Source organism: Psychrobacter glaciei (assembly GCF_014652895.1).
Taxonomy (GTDB): Bacteria; Pseudomonadota; Gammaproteobacteria; order Pseudomonadales; family Moraxellaceae; genus Psychrobacter; species Psychrobacter glaciei.
Genome location: NZ_BMZR01000002.1, coordinates 307,252 through 325,267, shown reverse-complemented (window position 1 = coordinate 325,267; position 18,016 = coordinate 307,252). Strand labels below are relative to the sequence as shown.

The following is an 18,016-nucleotide window of genomic DNA, read 5'->3' as shown; positions in this document are numbered from 1 at the left end:
ATAAGGAAAATGATATGACCGCCAGCCGCACTGCCAATTCTATTGAGACCGCTAGCACCAATGAACACTATCCACATTTATTTGAGCCGTTAGACTTGGGCTTTACCACGCTAAAAAATCGCTTAGTGATGGGGTCGATGCATACAGGTCTCGAAGACCGTTTTTATAATTACGGTAAACTGGCAGCATATTTCGCAGAGCGTGCCAAAGGCGGCGTGGCGATGATGATTACCGGTGGTATTGCGCCGAATCGTGAAGGTTGGTTGTCGCCTGTTGGTGGCACGATGAACACCAAAGCTGATGTGATTAATCATCAGCGTGTCACTCGTGCAGCACATAAGTATGACAGCAAAATCATCATGCAAATTTTGCACAGTGGACGCTACGGTTATCAACCGTTTGTGGTGTCATCAAGTCCGATAAAATCACCAATCTCGCCATTTAAACCGCGTAAGATGAGCATTAAAAATATCGAGCAAACGGTAAAAGATTATGCCCGTTGCGCAAAACTTGCTAAGCAGGCGGGTTATGATGGTGTCGAAATCATGGGCTCAGAAGGGTATTTGCTGAATCAGTTTTTATCGCGCCATGTCAATAAACGGACGGACGAGTATGGCGGTGACATTCAAAATCGTATGAAGTTTGCAGTTGATGTGGTTAAAGCAGTGCGAGAAGCTGCCGGTGAAGACTTTATTATTCTATTCCGCTTATCAGTGATTGACTTGGTCAAAGACGGTAACGTCATGGACGAAGTCATCACTGTTGCCAAAGCGTTAGAAGAGGCGGGCGTGACCATCATGAATACGGGCATCGGCTGGCATGAAGCTCGCATTCCGACGATTGTCACTAGTGTACCGCGTGCGGCGTTTGTTGATTTTACCGCTGAAATTAAAAAGCATATTAACATTCCGATGATGGCGGCTAACCGTATCAATATGCCAGAAACCGCTGAAGAGATTGTCGCTAGTGGTCAGGCGGATATGATTCAAATGGCGCGTCCATTCTTAGCCGATGCCCATTGGGTTAATAAAGCCAAAAACGGTCAAGCCGATCGCATCAATACCTGTATCGCCTGTAACCAAGCTTGCCTCGATCATACTTTTGCCAATAAACGCTCAACTTGTCTGGTCAATCCTCAAGCCTGCTACGAGACTGAATTGGTTTATAAGAAAACCAAAAAACCCAAAAAGGTCGCAGTCATTGGTGGCGGTGTCGCTGGCATGTCAGCCGCTCACGTCGCCGCGCTACGTGGTCATAAGGTCACGCTATTTGAAGCAAAAGATATCTTGGGCGGGCAGTTTAACTACGCCAAAGTTATCCCGGGTAAAGAAGAGTTCTTTGAAACCATTCGCTACTATATCAATGAGCTTGAGCACTTAGGCGTTGAGATTAAACTCAATACCAAAGTCGATAAAGCCATGCTAGAAAAAGCCAAATTCCATCATGTCATTGTTGCTACTGGTGTGGTGCCTAGAAGCCTCGCAGGTAAGCTCGAAGGAGCTGACTTGCCACAAGTGATGAGCTATGCTGAATTGCTCTCTGGTGAAAAATCAGTTGGTGATACCGTCGCCGTCATCGGTGCTGGCGGTATTGGTTTCGACGTTAGTGAATATCTCACAGCTAAGCATGGTCAGCCGCTTGATGAGCTAGGTCCTGAATTGCTCAAAGACCCAAGCTATCGTCCAAAAGCGCAGTCAGTTAGCGAGTGGCGTGAAGAGTGGGGCGTAACTTCTGATACCGATTACCAAACTGAGGGTGGTCTGATTAAGCCTGAAGCCATCAAACCTATTCGCCAAGTCTATCTGATGCAGCGTACCAAAGGTCGCTTGGGTAGTGGTCTGAATAAAACGTCGGGCTGGGTACATCGTGCTCATATAAAATCGCACGGTGTCATCCAAGTATCAGGTGCGCAGTATGACAAAATCACCAATGAAGGTGTTTGGATTACCAATAATCAAGGCCAAACTCAGTTGCTCCGTGTCGATAGCGTCGTGGTCTGTGCCGGTCAAGAGTCTGTCGTTGAGTTAATGCCAAATGTCGGTGATGCACCGGACGCGCAATATCATCTTATCGGTGGTGCCAAACTTGCCGCTGAATTGGATGCCAAACGCGCGATTCGTGATGGTGCTGAGGTTGCGGCAGCGATTTAAGGTTTGATTTAAAATCGCAGTGTAAGATTATCAGACGGTAGGAGAGCAATTTCCTGCCGTTTTTTGTTTAAAATATTTGTTTTCTTAGAATAGAGATTCAGTCCAGCTTAAGATTGTCTTGAAAGAATTAAGAAATTCGGCTCATTTACTCTCTTTCTAATATAATACTGTCAAAATAACCTCGCGCACCACAACGGCCCGATTTAAACTGATCATTAATATCTCTTAATAGTAACTGTGTCTTACCTTTATAAAGTACTGGATACATACGTATTTCGCTGGTTTCATCTTGCTCATCATTTATAACCCAATGATTCTGTGACCATTTTGCAATATTTTCTCCAATAACACAGGTATGAAAATTAGTAAAAAATAAAGTTCCCTCGATGATTGAAAGGTAAGGCTTATTAGCGACACTATGAATTGATAAATTGTTCTTTACCTCTTGAATATCATCTTGGCTAGTTTCTGAATTATATATTGAAATTTTAAAAGTCTGAGAAAAATTACCAAACGAGCTTTTGCTAGGTAAGTCAGAACTACTTAGTTCGTCTGGAAAGTTCCAAGCCACACCATAATGAGCTTTATCTTCAATACGTTCTTTATATTCACGAATGAGACACTCTTTTTCTTTACAAGTGTTGCGCTGGAATTTAAGCCATGTTCGTTGCTCATGAATCACCCAATCTTTGCTGTCTTTATCATCTGACTCGTTAACGAGATGGTTTTTATATTTTTTTGCCATTGCTTCATCAAGCTTTGATAGATCAGAGCTTTTGCAAATGGTTTTCTCTACCCAAGTGCTGGCTTTATTACAATCAAAACTGGCTGAGTTTGCATGAGTAGAGAACAGGTAAATGCCTAAAATATTAATGATAGCTAAGGCTGATTTTTTCATAGTATTCTCATCTGTTAATACTTAGTTATATAACAATACGGCGCTTGAAAATTAATTTGGCAGTGCCAATACTAAACATAAATATAGCATTGCTACTCATAAATATCATATTATGTTTTAACTTTAGGTATTCGTTATCGTAGATAAATAAGAATTTGTCTACTGTTAATAAAATTAGAATAACGGATGATGCCACATAAAAAGGATTTTACGATGGCTGTATTAAGAATATTATTCAAATGGGTCATTTTGCCCATCCTAGGTTTATTAATTATTATCAGCTTGGGCTTAGTAGTGACCGGTAATGCTTATATCTTTCGCGGTTTACAACTCACTTATTTGAAAGGTGAAGCCACTGCCAATATTGATGATTATGTCGATTTTGACAATCGGACTATCCGCGCAAAAGACGCGATTGAATGGGAAAAAAATTCCAATTTTGAGCAAGTCAAACTCACCACAACGTTGCAGAATGCTTTAGATACAGACCAAACGGTGGCCTTTGCTATTATCAAAGACGGCAAGCTACTGTACGAAAACTACTGGCAAGGTTATGGCAGAAATTCGCACACCAACAGCTTTTCGATGGCAAAAACCGTCACGACTATGCTCTATCTCAAAGCGGTGGAAGACGGTTACATCGGCAGCATTGATGAGCCGATTACCAAGTGGTTGCCTGAATATGCGGACAATCAATATGCGCAAAACTGTACCCTCGCGGATTTATCAGCGATGACCTCAGGCTATGATTGGACGGAGGATTACTACTTTCCAATTAACCCCACCGCAGAATCCTACTATGGTCATGACTTAGTCAAGCAAATGGTCAATCGAGATTTCGTAGAGGCGTGTGGCGGTCAGTTTGAATACTCATCGGGTGACACGCAAATGCTCGGTATTGCTCTATCACGTGCATTAGAACCTCATGGCTATACACTTTCTAGCTATTTGGAAGAGAAGTTTTGGCAGCCACTTGGTATGCAAGGTGACGCTTACTGGTCGCTTGACGGCTCAGAGAGCATTGAAAAAGTATATTGCTGTCTAAACGCCAGTGCGCTGGATTTTGCTAAATTTGGGCAGTTATTATTAAATGGTGGCGAGTGGCAAGGTGAGCAACTGCTTAGCAAAGCGCATGTTGATTTTATGATTACGCCAAACGCGGGTGCATTTGCAGAAGGGCAGGCGCAAGTTTATGGACATTCAGTGTGGACGGATATGGACAGTCCGATTCCGTTTTATGCAATGCTTGGTCATTTAGGTCAGAGAGTATTAGTGTTGCCAGAAGAGAACGCAATCATCGTCAGATTGGGCAAGCAGAAAGGTTTGCCCACACCAGTAGAAGGATTTAATTTAGAGCCAGATTTGGGTCAATATGTGACGGAGGTGAAAATGATTTTGGATGGTTTGGTGGAGTGATGGGGTTGTTAGATATTTCACAAACTAGTGGCTGTATGAGTTAAAAGCTACTGGCTCATACAGCCATCATTATCATTGGCTCATATCTTCAATATCACCTAATGTGAGACCAGTTTCTTGGGTGCTGTAGATAGTGATGCCTGTACCGTCAATTTTACCATTCATGACCAATCTACCGATTCGATTACTGGCTTCTTGATTGCCTTGGTCGGCGGCTAATAAATACCATTGCATTGCTTTTTGATAATCCTGAAAAAAATTTATTCACTTTCATACAAATAAGTTGCTTTAGTATTCATTACAGTCGATATTTGAGGAGTACTCAGCTCTTTTGATGTCTATAGCATTATCACCACTCATCCAGTTTCTTTTATTTTCTGGTATTTGTTTGCTATCCAAATAACTTTTAAATTTTATGAAATTCTCTGTTTCAAAACTATTACCGCTACACACATTAATGAAGAAGTACACAATATCGTCGCCTGTCGATGTTTCAAAATTTGTAGTTGACCCATAAACATAAGGTTCATGAACATACCAGCTATCAACGGCTGTAACTTTACCTGCAATTTTTTCACCTTTGTAGATTAATTGGTAATTTTCACTAGAGATATACCTTAGTTTTAATTTACCTAGAACTGGCGGTTGATAAACCTTATGATTGAGAAACAACAATATAGTTATAGTTAACAGACCAATGAGTAATAAAGCTAAGAATTTTTTAGGTTTGTTAAACAATTTTTATCCTTATCTATTTTTTGATAGTTGTGTTTATATAGTTTGACCAGTTCCCTGTTATTTTATAGGGTGTACCGTTCGGATCCCAGCTTCCTGGAATCCAGTCAAATGTATCATAAGGATCTTTAAATTTATCTTTGAAGAAGTAGTTGATCTTTCCAGAGATTCTGATATCACCTACAGAGTTCTCAGTTATCACACCATTGAATTCACCAGCTATTACTCCACTACCGTAAGCCCATATTCCAATTTCTTTACCAACATTGTAAGAGTTTTCAAAAGTATAATCTTTGTCACCTATCTTAAATTTTCTGATCAACTGTCTGATGAATCTACTTTGTATTGATCCATCTTTTCCAAACGATTTTTCTTCAATAACTGCTTTTTTTACTAACTCTAAAGACCCTAAGTTTTCTAATGTTAAAGATTGACCTTGACCATGTAAATAGTGGTTAAACATTTCCTCATTGCCAACATAGTTTTTTGGTTTGTTGGTTGATAATAGAGGGTGTGCTTTATTAGCATAGTGTTTGCCAGTGTTGTACTCATCTAACAATCTACGAGTTTCTAACGGTGAGTTTCCTTGCTCTTGGCTCCATAGTCCGAGAGAAAAAGTACCTTTAATCCAATTATCATTGCCTCCTATACCAAATGTGCCATTATCCTCTACAAAGCTATTACCAAATATACTCTCTGGCTCAGACTTCGCAAACACCAAAGGCGCCGCCTGCTCAACCCCAAACACCTCAAAGCCAGACTCCGCAAACGCCTGCTGAATCGCAATCAGCTTCGCGCCGCAGCTAGTGACATCGCCGCCGCGTGCAATGGGTGCGCCATCGACGATAAACGACGGGTCACCCGTAAGAATAGTCGTGACCTTTTTGCATTTTTTACAAACAACTTTATCGCCTTTACGCGAGATAGGGATGCCGTTATGAGTGGTGTGCGGTGAACCAGAGATGACCGTCCCACCATGTGAGGTTTTTGCGCCGACTGTGATATAGGCTGCCATAGTGCTACCTTGCTTAAATGCCCAACGTTTAGACGCTTATCGCGAATCTATTATTTGCCTGACATTATAGAGGCCTAAAGCGTTAAAAATCAAACTTAAGTTCGTCAAAGTATATCGTCTATATGCAAGTTTAGGCACTGCTTAGCGTAAAAGCGATTGACTGTACTAAAGATTCAACCATTTCATTTGTTTTCAATACCTAGCAAAAATCTAACCTTCCATCTCGTCAATCAAACATTCCCTGATATTTTCAATAAGGTGGTCTCGGAAGTCTGTTGAGTAAGGCATTGATAGTTAAGATTAGCTTTATCAAACAACAGGATTGATAAATTATCATTGAATATAAAGTCTTATTCCCCATAATGTAGTCGAACTGCTCATAAGATACTTTGTGTATCGATTGCATGATTCAATCGCAAGCATGGATACATTTTATGAACTCAATAACTCATAAACTTTTCATAGCGCTGAGCGGATTGATTTATAGTAACGGGCATCTACAACAACGATCTTCATTTGTAATAACAAACCAATTAGATATAAGGCATATCATGGCACACGACAACTTATTTGAACCACTCGATATGGGCACTCAAACCCTAAAAAACCGCATTATCATGGCACCATTGACGCGCTTGCGCTCTGTCGAGCCAGGTGATGTTCCGACAGCATTGGCAAGCGAATACTATTCACAGCGTAGTGGCGCTGGGCTTGTCATCACTGAGGCGACTCAGGTTTCTTTTCAAGCAAAAGGCTATGCTGGCGCGCCGGGTATTCATACCCAAGATCAAATTACAGCATGGAAAACCATCGTTGATAATGTACATGCCAAAGACGGAAAAATTGTCGCACAGATATGGCATACCGGTCTGGTTTCTCATGAGAGCGTGCAGCCTGATGGCAAAGCGCCAATTTCTGCGTCAGATGTTCATGTTGGTATCCGTACCTCATTGCGCGATAGCAACAATCAAGCCATCCGTGTTGAAGCAACGACACCACGCCCAGCCACACTTGATGAAATTAAACAAGTCATTGCTGATTTTGCACAAGCAACCAAAAATGCTCAAGAAGCAGGTTTTGATGGTGTAGAGATTCATGGGGCTCATGGTTATCTATTGCATCAATTCTGGGTTGAGCAAACCAACCAGCGCGATGATGAGTATGGTGGTAGTCGCGAAAACCGTGCTCGCTTGACGCTTGACGTTATCGATGCTTGTGTCGACGCTTGGGATGCAGACCATGTGGGCATTCGTATTTCGCCACTTGGTACTTTTAATAATGTCGAAGCTGGCTATAATGAAGATGAAAACATCTGGATGATTGAGCAGATTAATGACCGTGGTTTGATGTATTTACATCTGTCAGAGCCTGATTGGGCAGGTGGCACGCCTTATAACGATGAATTCCGTAAGCACATTCGCCAAGCTTTTAGTCAGACGATTATCGCGGCTGGTGGTTATACTGCTGAAAAAGCAGAGAGAAACATCAAAGCAGGTTATATCGATGCGGTCGCCTTTGGTCGTGACTATATCGCCAACCCTGATCTGGCCGAACGTATCCGCGAAGGCGCTGCGCTAAATGAGCAGCATCCAGAAAGCTTCTACGGCGGCGGTACTGAAGGTTACACCGATTATCCATTTCTAAGCCAAGCATAATGGACTGTCAGCTCGCGTAAATGCTAAGCCGATAAATATCCCTAAAAGGTATATCCATTAAAAAGCCACCTTACTATCAATAGTGAGGTGGCTTTTTTATTGTCAATAATTTGAAGATTTACTATGTTTATTTCTTATGGTTTTTATACTATTCAACAGACCCTATTACTTACCAAAATTCCCTGTTTGATAATCGCGAAAAGTTTGTTTTAGTTCGGCCTGAGTATTCATGACAAACGGCCCATAACTGGCGATAGGTTCGCCAATGGGTTCGCCGCTTAATAGCAGTAATTTAACAGGTGCGACGGTTTTTTCAGTATCAGACGTTGCTGGGTAAGTCAGCTGAATAGTGTCAGTGGCATCGGCAATAAATGAGGCAGACTGTCCTGTTTGTGAATCTATAGTTTGAGAGTTTATAGTGTTTTTGGTAGGTGCTATAAACTGAACCAGTTGACCCGCTGCGATAGAGGTATCATTGACGAGTAGCTCGCCTTCTTGTACCAATAATAAGACATTATGGCTGTTTGACACCTGTAGCGTCGTCGATCCTGCTGCATGCAGCTCGATATCCCATAAATTAATGGGTGTAAAGGTATCGGCTGCTCCAGTTATATCTTGCCACTCACCAGCGATGATAGCCACTTTACCAATGGTTGTTTGAGCAGCCTCACTATCATCTAGCAATTCAATAATCGGCATATCAGTCCGTCTGATGGACTGATATTTTGGCTCAGTCAGCTTGTGGGCGCTTGGTAGGTTTAACCACATTTGCACCATACTAAAGACGCCACCGCGCTGTCCAAATGCCTCAGAGTGGAACTCTTCATGCAAGATACCGCGCCCTGCAGTCATCCATTGCACATCACCTTCGAAGATGATGCCATTACCGCCAGTTGAGTCCCTGTGACTGATTTCACCAGAGTAAGCGATGGTCACGGTCTCGAAGCCTTTGTGTGGATGCTGTCCGACACCGTGAGGCTGCGCTTCATAATTGGGGTTTGGGGCAAAGGTCGTGGGCTTGCCATAGTCCAATAATAAAAATGGGTCAGTGTGGCTATAATTAAAATTGGGATCATCCTCAAGATGATTGACTAAGGTTTTCACATAAAAACCGTCACCGACCCAATGCGGTGCTTTGTCACCATGAATATGTTTAATTGCACGCATTGTTCACCTCGCAAGCCCGTGTTTATGTTTACTATTATAATAATGGTCATCACAGTCAATCGTATATACAACGGATTGACACGTCCCCAGACGATAACTGTCTATCTGGGGTCTATTTAGGGTTTATTTTTAAACTTATCAATAGACCCTATATAAAATCCACTTCTATTAAACCACTTCGCCGCAGACAAAGCCACTGGCCCACGCCCACTGGAAGTTGTAGCCACCGAGCCAACCTGTGACATCCAATACTTCTCCGATAAAGTATAGTCCGTCCTGAAAGCTGCTTTGCATGGTTTTTGACGAGACTTCATTTGTTTTGACACCGCCGCGCGTCACTTCCGCGGTACGATATCCTTCGGTGCCAGACGGCTTAAGCTGCCAGCCATTGAGCGTCGTACCAAGTTCAGTCAGACGCTCGTCCTTAATATTGGCCAGCTCTGTGTCTTTGATATCATCCCACAAGTGCGTTTGTAGCGCTGCCAATAGCTTTTTGGGTAATGCGCTATCGGTGTAATCAGCCAAGACAGTACGAATGAGCTGTCTGGGATGCGATTTTTTATGCGCCAAAAATAGCATTGTCATATCGATATTTGGTAGTAAATTAATGCTAATGGTTTCGCCAATTTGCCAGTAGTTTGAAAGTTGTAGCATAGCAGGACCTGAGAGTCCGCGATGGGTAAACAACACAGGCAGTTTAAAGGAGATGCGCTCATTACTGGCAATGACTGGCAGACTAATACCTGCCAAAGCACGGATGAGCTCGCCCGTTTTATCGGTGAAAGTAAAAGGCACGAGACTGGCATCGGTTGCGACAAGCGTATGCTCGAACTGCTGCGCCAATTCATAACCCAAGCCACTAGCGCCCATCGTTGGGATAGACAGCCCGCCAGTCGCCACCACTAAAGATTCACAGCGGTAGCCTGTTTGCGGCAGCTTGGTTTGATTGCCTGATTCTTTTCTCTCTTGCTTTTCTTTTTTGCTGAGTTGCTTGGTTGTCAGTAATTCAAATCGGGCATTTTTATCATTTTCGATGGCTTGAACGCTTTCAACCTGCGCATTCAGCTTTACTTGCACACCTACCGCGCTACATTCATCCAGCAGCATGGTCAAAATATCTTGTGCAGAGTCATCACAGAATAGCTGACCATGCTCACGCTCGTGGTAAGCAATTTTGTGCGCCTCCACCATACCAATAAATTCCCAACTCGGATAACGACTCAAGGCTGACTTACAGAAATGTTGATTGGCACCAATGAAGTGCTCAGGCTCTACAAAATAATTGGTAAAGTTACAGCGGCCACCACCCGACATGAGGATTTTTTTGCCAGCTTTATTGGCATGGTCTAATACCAGCACGCGGCGACCACGGCGACCCGCAGTAAGCGCACAGTATAACCCTGAAGCGCCTGCACCGATGATGATGACATCGTATTGGCTGTTTGACTTAACGGGTGCCGCTTGGTTTTGCATTTGGCTCATGATAATGACTTATAGGGTAGGTTAAGATAATAGGTTTGGATAAACGATATAAAGTATCTCAATTATACCATGGCAATAATGGAAGTGTTTTTAGGTGAGTAATATAGAGAGCTTTAGTCTGCTTGCTATAAATCATTGAATAACTTTACTTTTTCTATAGACAACAATTGATGATTGGTATAATGTAAAAATATGAATATTATTTGCACCTACTGCTGCCACTTTTGTTACCTATTAGAATTTTAGTCGTTTTTATTTGAAGGAAATGAATTTCTTCAAAAGTAGTTGAGTTAAAAAGCCAGCCGATTGAACGGCTTATTCAAACATTGTCACGGATGACAATGCTAAGACAAAAGGGACTTTATGGATATCCTACAACTGCTCATTAGCGGGATTGCTAATGGCTGTATATATGGGCTGTTAGCGCTCGGTTTTGTACTCATTTACAAAGCCTCAGAGGCAGTGAACTTTGCCCAAGGCGACATGCTTATGCTCGGTGCCTTTTTAGGCATATCTTTCATTAATGCCGATCAGGCAAACTTTCCTTTCTTATTAGGTATCACCTTTGCGGCTATTATCATGGGCGCATTTGGCTACTTACTTGATCGCTTTGTCCTACGTGGTATTTTTGGTCAACCGCAATTTGCGATGGTCATCCTGACCATCTCGCTCGGATTCTTAATGCGTTTTGTCGCTGGTGTCATCTGGGGACATAGCCCAGTGTCACTACAGACACCATTCTCAGGCAAGATGATGGCATTAGGCTCGCTGAGTATCGCCTATGTTGACATCATTATCATCATATCTACTATCGCATTAACCTCCATTTTATACTTCTTTTTTGCCCATACGCGGCTTGGTATTGCGATGCAAGCCAGTAGTCAGAACCAAATGGCCGCCTATTATATGGGTATTCCCGTTAAGCGCGTCAATGGTATCGTTTGGGCATTATCAGGGGTGGTTGCTGCACTTGCCGGCATACTATTTGCCGCCAAAGGCGCGATTGAGCCTTCTGTCGGACTACTGTTCGGTATCAAGGCCTTTGCCGCTGCCGTAATCGGCGGTTTAGGTTCTTTACCGGGGGCGCTTGCAGGTGGACTGTTAGTAGGGGTGATAGAGCCATTTGCTGGTCGCTATCTACCGCTAGGCTTAAGTCAAATTGCGCCTTATGTGGTTATGCTGATCGTACTAATCGTACGTCCAGGCGGTATTTTTTCTCAGGTAAAACAGAAAAAAGTATAGAAGTTTTGAGTCAAGGATGACTAAAATATTTCAAGGATGAGTACTGCCCATGAAAGCCCAGTTTAAACACAGTTACGATCAAGATATCAATATCTTCGATGACAAGCGCCAACTCATAAAGTATGGCGTACTCCTCTTACTCCTCTTAATGGCACCTTGGCTGCTGAGTAACTATTATATTAGTGAGCTCAGTGCCATATTGATCTGGTCTATCTCTGGACTGGGTCTGATGCTCTTGACGGGTCACACCGGACAAGTCAGCTTAGGTCACGCCGCCTTTATGGCGATAGGTGCCTTTAGCCACATGGCACTGATGGCTCGAGGGTGGAATTTTTTCCCTGCCTTGATTGCCTGCGCGCTCATCACTGGAGTCATCGGCGCTATCATTGCCAGACCAATCTTGAGAACCAGCGGTATCTATTTAGCCATCGCGACTTTGGCGCTTAGTATTATCGTCGAAGACATCGCTATCGTGGCTGAGCCTATTACTGGCGGCATCTCTGGTACCTTTGCTTCTCCCATTAATCTCTTTGGCTACACTATCGATCGCTACATCACGCCAAAGGCCTTTTATTACTTGTGCCTCGTGCTAGTAGTGTTGGTGACCTTAGGTTATATCAATTTACTCAGAAGCGGCACAGGGCGCTCGTTCCTAGCCATTAGAGACAGCGAAGTCTCCGCCCGCGCGCTTGGCGTCAATGTCCCGCAAGCCAAAACGCTCGCTTTTAGCATATCTTGTGCGATTACCGCTATTGGCGGCGCTATGTACGGGCATTTTGTGCAAGCAGTCAACTATGAGAGCTTCACCGTTATCATCTCTATAACCATACTATTGCAGATTGTCATCGGCGGTTTAGGATCGATACATGGTGCGTTTTTTGGTGCTATCGTCGTTGTACTATTGCCACAAGTGATTGCTATCTTAGGCGATGTCATCGGTCAAAGTACGGGCTCTAATATCACCAGTATTCCTGGTATTGATACGGCGCTATTTGCCTTAGTCATTGTCATCATGATCATCTATGAGCCACGCGGTATATACGGTATTTGGATAAAGATACGGACTTGGTTTCAGATGTTTCCGTTATATCGAAAAGGACTATTTCGTCGTTCCAAAACTTATCTTAAAACGGAGCGTATGCGATGAGCTTATTGAAAGTTGACTCCTTATCTATCGCGTTTGGTGGTGTAAAAGCCGTTGATAACATTAGCTTTGAGGTACAGGAGGGCGAGGTATTCACGATCGTAGGGCCTAATGGCGCTGGTAAATCAACGATTTTTAACTTAATCAGTCGCTTGTACGAGCCGCTCAGTGGTCGTATTACCTTTGATGAGAATGATATTACCAAGCTACCCGCTCACGATATCGCAAAACTGGGTATCGCCCGTACGTTTCAAAACATCGAGTTGTTTGATCACTCAAGCGTGTTACAGAATCTGCTTATCGGTCGACATTCACAGCGCAATACGTCATGGATACAGGACTTATTATTTCTACCAAAAGTGCGCCGTAGCGAGCGCGAGCATCGTCTGCAAGTTGAGAAAATTATAGATTTTTTAGAGTTAGCCCCTTATCGAGATAAGCTGATCGCAGGTTTGCCTTATGGCATTAGAAAAGTAGTCGAGATTGCGCGCGCACTAGCGGCTAACCCAAAGCTTATTTTGCTCGATGAGCCTGCCTCTGGTCTCAGCGTGGAGGAAACATCCGAGATGGCATGGTGGATCGAAGACATGCAAAAAGATCTTGGCCTGACTATCTTGATGGTAGAGCATGACATGAGTCTTGTGAATCGGGTGTCCGATCGAGTATTGGCCGTCGCTGAAGGTAAGTTTTTGGCTCAGGGCACGGCAGCTGAGGTGCAAGCCAATCCACAGGTTATTGAAGCCTATCTTGGACAGGAGAGTGTGTAATGTCAGCTATTAAAAAATCACTATCCTCTGCCGCGCCCGCCACTGAAATGAATTTGGTCGACTCTGAAGTAAAGAACAACGTGCTTGAAGTGCGAAATCTAGAATCCGCTTATGGTCCGGTTATGGCATTGAGGGGAGTGAGTCTAGAGGTGCCCGAAGGTAAAGTCGTCACTATTTTGGGCGCGAATGGTGCGGGCAAGACGACGTTAATGAAGACCATCTCGGGTGTTATCAATCCTCGCAAGGGCGCAGTATGGTTCCACGGTGAGCGTATCGATGGCACTGAACCTGATCGCTTGGTCAAAAAAGGACTGTCGCACGTACCCGAAGGGCGCGAGGTATTTCCGTTCTTGAACGTCGCCGAAAATTTGGCGATGGGCGCTTATACTCGGCGTGACAAGTCTGAGATACAGCGTGATGTTGAGATGATATATGAGTATTTTCCTATCCTAAAAGATCGCCGTACACAAGCAGCGGGCACGATGTCCGGTGGTCAGCAGCAGATGCTCGCTATCGGTCGCGGGCTAATGTCACGACCCTCTCTCATGTTACTTGATGAGCCGTCTCTTGGACTGTCTCCCTTATTGGTACAGGAGATATTTGCGATTATTCGCAGGCTTAATAAAGAGCAGGGCGTCACGATTCTACTGGTTGAACAAAACGCCAGAGTTGCCTTGGCAGCAGCGGATTACGGTTATGTGTTAGAGACAGGGCGTATTGTCATGGCAGGCTCAGCGGACAAACTGATGCACTCTGATGATATTAAAGAGTTCTATCTGGGACAAACCAAAGACAACACTGCGGAAGCCACTCGGTGGAAACGCAAAAAGACTTGGCGATAATAATCATGACGACCTCTATTGATATTCATACTGAAAACAATACTTCACTTTTTCCTGCGGATAAGACGAATACATCTGCCACGCCAGTATCGTCTCACGATTACTCCGACAATCATGATGATGAAACTGGTCAACAGATACGCAATGCGCCTTTCGATCATCCACTTCAAATCCTAGAAGGGTGCGATACGCTGAGCAAACTTTGGCGACAAGTTTGCTTGAGCCGAGGCGACAAGATTGCTCATCGCGAAAAGAGCTTTGGTATTTGGCAGAGTTACAGTTGGCTAGACTATTATCATCATGGCTGTGATATCGGCATGGCACTCGTCGAGCTTGGTCTGAGTAAAGGCGATACCGTTTCTATCTTGAGCGAAGACAATAAAGAATGGCTCTATTGTGATATGGGCATCTGCGCTGTAGGTGGCATACCCAACGGTGTCTATACGACCGACAGTCCCGAGCAGCTTGCCTATATATTAAGTGATAGCCATTCTAAGTTTCTGATCGTAGAAAACGATGAGCAATTGCATAAGTTTTTAGAGATTCGTGAACAAACGCCTAACATTAAAAAAGTCATTGTCTTTGAGCGTAAAGGTTTGCGTAGCCTAGATGATGATCAGGTTATGTTCTTAGATGATCTATATACGATCGGTCGGACTATTGAAAACGTAAGAGAGCGTTTTGGCGATTATATCGATCAAGGTACAGCGAACGATATACGCACCTTAATCTATACTTCTGGCACGACAGGCAACCCAAAAGGTGCGATTTTAACGCATGCCAATGTCCTCTTTGAGCTAAAAACAAGCATTGATATCCTACCTATATTGCCCACTGATGAGCAGCTGTGTTTTCTACCATTGTGCCATGTGCTTGAGCGTCTGACGTCAGTGGATCTGCCCATTCATCGAGGCTGTATTGTCAACTTTGCTGAGAGCACAGAGACGGTATTTGAGAATATGAAAGAAGTCTCGCCTGATACCTTTACCGCTGTGCCTAGATTGTGGGAAAAAATGTATGCCTCCATCAGTAATATGCGTAGTGATGCCAGTGCGCTTAATGGCTGGGCATTTGATCAGGCCATAAAAGCAGGTCATGACCACGCTGATATCGTGATGGCAGGCAATACGCCCACGACAGGTCAACGACTGCGTTACGAGTTTTGGAACAAGCTGGTGCTATATAAAATTCGTGACCTGATAGGCATGAGTAATATTCGCCGTGCCACCACTGGGGCCGCGCCCATCTCGCTAGATATTATCCGCTGGTTTCATGCGATAGGCGTGCCTATCTATGAAGGCTATGGCATGACTGAAAGTGCGGGTGTGATATCGGTCAATACGCCTGAAGCACAGATGGCTGGTAGCGTAGGTAAGGCATTACCCGATTCTGAAGTCCGTATCGCCGACAACGGCGAGATACTCGTAAAAGGGGCGAACGTGTTTGCAGGCTACTGGAACAAGCCCGAAAAAACCGCTGAGGACTTACGGGATGGCTGGCTACATACTGGCGATGTTGGCGAGATAAAAGACGGCTATATATTCATTACGGGCCGCATCAAGGACATCATTATCACCGCAGGTGGCAAAAACGTCACACCCGCTGCGATTGAGAGCAAGCTTAAATTCTCGCCTTATATCTCAGATGCCGTCATCATCGGCGATAGACGCAAATATCTGACCTGCCTGATTATGATAGATCAGGAGAATGTCGAAAAGTTTGCGCAAGACAATCAGGTAATGTTCTCAGATTTTCGCTCGCTGTGTCATGCGCCAGAAGTCATCGCCTTGATAGATGAGGTCATACAGTCTACCAATCAGACGTTAGCACAGGTGGAAACCATCAAGCACTTTAGGCTTATTGATGTGCTGCTCAGTCCTGAAGATGACGAATTGACTGCGACCATGAAATTGAAAAGAAGTTTGGTTGAGAAAAAGCATCACGCTCTTATCGACTCTATGTACTGATCTGGGGCTTGTCATCAATTAGCACCGTTCAGATTTTTTGACGTTATCTCAACCTTGAAAGTATCAATCTTAAAAGTATCAGCCTCAAAAGTATCAACCTTGAAAGCATCAAACTAACAGCGACTGAAGTCGCAAGGAGAAAGGCAATGAAATGGACATTCAAGACGACGCTACTGGCACTATCTGTCGGTACGATAGGTTTAGTAGGGTGTAGCAATTCAGAAACGCCCGCCGCAGCTGGTACAGATACTGAAACCGCTTCAACGAGTGATATGCCGGTACAAGGTGTTACGGATACCGAGATTCTATTGGGCGGTGCGAATGATCTATCAGGTCCGTTTGCAGGATTCGGTAATCCTGCGGTCGCGGGTGCCAATATGTATTTCGATGAGGTAAATGCGGCAGGCGGCGTTAACGGTCGAATGATTCGTTACGTCGTCGAGGACCATTCTTATCAAGTACCAAAGGCGGTACAGGCTGCTAATAAGCTCGTTAGCCGCGATAAAGTATTTGGTATGCTGATGTCGCTTGGTACGCCGCATAACTTAGCGAGTTTCCCTATTATGGATCGCGCGAATGTCCCCAATATTATGCCGATCACTTTTGCAAAACCTATGCAAGAAGAAGGGGCTTTCAATCGCCGTTATACGATGGGTAGTACGTATTACGACTCTATGAAAATGGGTATGGAATATTTGATTGCCGAAAATGATATTAAAAATTTATGCGTCATGTATATCCCCTCAGACTATGGTGAAGAGACCAATGAGGCAGCTAAGGATATCAGCGATAACAACCCTAACGTCACGTTAGTTCAGGCCAGCTCACATCGTCCTGATGAAACAGACTTTGCTGGTGCAATTGCCAAATTAAAAGAAGCCAATTGCGAGTTAATCGGCCTATCTCTTACGATACGCGGCGCTATTACTGCGGTAGGGACAGCGAACGCTATGGGCTGGACTGACGTGAAATTCATCGCTCCTGCAACGGGTTTCCATCCCGCAGTGGCTGAGGCACCGGGCGGCGCTAGTGAAGGTCTATATGCGGTTTCTTACTATAACGATTTGGCTTTGAGAGCGAATGAGCCTGAGACCAAAGCCTTTATTGAAAAGTATAAAAAAGTCACAGGGGAAGATGTATCAGCAGGTGCTATCCTTGGCTATACTTCAGCCAGAATCACTGTTGAAGGACTCAAAGCTGCTGGCAAAGATTTGAATGCCGATACTTTTAATACCGGTATGGAAACCGTTAGTTTTGTAGATGGCATCACAGGATCTACTATTGCTATTACTCCTGAAAGCCATGTCGCCTTTAACGATGTTTACTTATCGCAAGTACAAAGCGGCGCATGGAAAACCGTTAAACAGCTCAAATAAGTACGCATTATTAATTTAGTGAAATTTTGATAGCAGCAAGCCATACATAAGTATGGCTTGTATCGTTTATAAACTTTGTGTTTGATTATAGTCAATCCTCTATAAATTGGATACGGTGTCAGTCTCGCTTAGTCTACTATTTGTAGTACTTTCACTCGGC

Annotated in this window: 15 protein-coding genes; 9 read left to right on the top strand and 6 right to left on the bottom strand. The window is 43.9% G+C overall.

The features are described 5' to 3' along the window. Window positions 1–14 precede the first annotated feature (14 nt). Window positions 15–2,150 (top strand): NADPH-dependent 2,4-dienoyl-CoA reductase, encoded by a 2,136-nt coding sequence (locus IE130_RS06095; protein WP_189583222.1) that lies wholly within the window; start codon window positions 15–17, stop codon window positions 2,148–2,150. Window positions 2,151–2,295: 145 nt separating this feature from the next. Here IE130_RS06095 and IE130_RS06090 read toward each other — a convergent pair whose 3' ends face one another. Then, window positions 2,296–3,048, bottom strand: coding sequence for a lysozyme inhibitor LprI family protein (locus IE130_RS06090; protein WP_189583219.1), 753 nt, complete (start codon window positions 3,046–3,048; stop codon window positions 2,296–2,298). A 213-nt stretch (window positions 3,049–3,261) separates the two neighbouring features. Between IE130_RS06090 and IE130_RS06085 the strand changes: the two genes are divergently transcribed. Next, window positions 3,262–4,464: a serine hydrolase domain-containing protein gene (locus tag IE130_RS06085; protein WP_189583215.1), complete on the top strand. Its 1,203-nt coding sequence runs from the start codon at window positions 3,262–3,264 to the stop codon at window positions 4,462–4,464. 72 nt (window positions 4,465–4,536) lie between these two features. Here IE130_RS06085 and IE130_RS06080 read toward each other — a convergent pair whose 3' ends face one another. Genes IE130_RS06080 through IE130_RS06070 form a run of 3 tightly spaced genes read right to left on the bottom strand, consistent with a single transcriptional unit; the run spans window position 4,537 to window position 6,214 of the window. Beyond that, window positions 4,537–4,698 carry a hypothetical protein gene (locus tag IE130_RS06080; RefSeq protein ID WP_189583213.1) on the bottom strand — a complete coding sequence of 54 codons (162 nt, stop codon included), beginning with the start codon at window positions 4,696–4,698 and terminating at the stop codon, window positions 4,537–4,539. A gap of 54 nt (window positions 4,699–4,752) precedes the next feature. After that, complete coding sequence (locus IE130_RS06075) at window positions 4,753–5,202, bottom strand: hypothetical protein (protein WP_189583210.1); 450 nt, start codon at window positions 5,200–5,202, stop codon at window positions 4,753–4,755. A gap of 13 nt (window positions 5,203–5,215) precedes the next feature. Next, window positions 5,216–6,214 carry a PAAR domain-containing protein gene (locus IE130_RS06070; protein WP_189583207.1) on the bottom strand — a complete coding sequence of 333 codons (999 nt, stop codon included), beginning with the start codon at window positions 6,212–6,214 and terminating at the stop codon, window positions 5,216–5,218. Window positions 6,215–6,765: 551 nt separating this feature from the next. On the opposite strand from IE130_RS06070, the gene IE130_RS06065 reads away from it, so the two are divergent. Beyond that, a complete protein-coding gene (locus tag IE130_RS06065; RefSeq protein WP_189583204.1) occupies window positions 6,766–7,869 on the top strand; it encodes an alkene reductase in 1,104 nt (367 codons plus the stop codon). A gap of 165 nt (window positions 7,870–8,034) precedes the next feature. Here IE130_RS06065 and IE130_RS06060 read toward each other — a convergent pair whose 3' ends face one another. Further along, complete coding sequence (locus tag IE130_RS06060; RefSeq protein ID WP_189583201.1) at window positions 8,035–9,036, bottom strand: pirin family protein; 1,002 nt, start codon at window positions 9,034–9,036, stop codon at window positions 8,035–8,037. 168 nt (window positions 9,037–9,204) lie between these two features. Beyond that, window positions 9,205–10,518 (bottom strand): BaiN/RdsA family NAD(P)/FAD-dependent oxidoreductase, encoded by a 1,314-nt coding sequence (locus IE130_RS06055; RefSeq protein ID WP_189583198.1) that lies wholly within the window; start codon window positions 10,516–10,518, stop codon window positions 9,205–9,207. A gap of 363 nt (window positions 10,519–10,881) precedes the next feature. Here IE130_RS06055 and IE130_RS06050 point away from each other — a divergent pair, with 363 nt between their 5' ends. The 6 genes from IE130_RS06050 (at window position 10,882) to IE130_RS06025 (ending at window position 17,856) form a co-directional block, all read left to right on the top strand. Next, entirely contained in the window at window positions 10,882–11,760 is an 879-nt protein-coding gene (locus tag IE130_RS06050) for a branched-chain amino acid ABC transporter permease (RefSeq protein WP_189583195.1), read from the top strand. A 49-nt stretch (window positions 11,761–11,809) separates the two neighbouring features. Then, window positions 11,810–12,907, top strand: a complete 1,098-nt coding sequence (locus tag IE130_RS06045; RefSeq protein WP_189583192.1) for a branched-chain amino acid ABC transporter permease — start codon at window positions 11,810–11,812, stop codon at window positions 12,905–12,907. Further along, complete coding sequence (locus tag IE130_RS06040) at window positions 12,904–13,671, top strand: ABC transporter ATP-binding protein (RefSeq protein WP_189583190.1); 768 nt, start codon at window positions 12,904–12,906, stop codon at window positions 13,669–13,671. Before IE130_RS06045 ends, IE130_RS06040 begins: the two co-directional genes overlap by 4 nt. Then, entirely contained in the window at window positions 13,671–14,513 is an 843-nt protein-coding gene (locus IE130_RS06035) for an ABC transporter ATP-binding protein (protein WP_010196012.1), read from the top strand. Before IE130_RS06040 ends, IE130_RS06035 begins: the two co-directional genes overlap by 1 nt. Before the next feature lie 5 nt (window positions 14,514–14,518). Further along, complete coding sequence (locus IE130_RS06030) at window positions 14,519–16,480, top strand: AMP-dependent synthetase/ligase (RefSeq protein ID WP_189583185.1); 1,962 nt, start codon at window positions 14,519–14,521, stop codon at window positions 16,478–16,480. A gap of 146 nt (window positions 16,481–16,626) precedes the next feature. Continuing rightward, window positions 16,627–17,856 carry an ABC transporter substrate-binding protein gene (locus IE130_RS06025; RefSeq protein WP_189583181.1) on the top strand — a complete coding sequence of 410 codons (1,230 nt, stop codon included), beginning with the start codon at window positions 16,627–16,629 and terminating at the stop codon, window positions 17,854–17,856. Window positions 17,857–18,016: the final 160 nt, after the last annotated feature.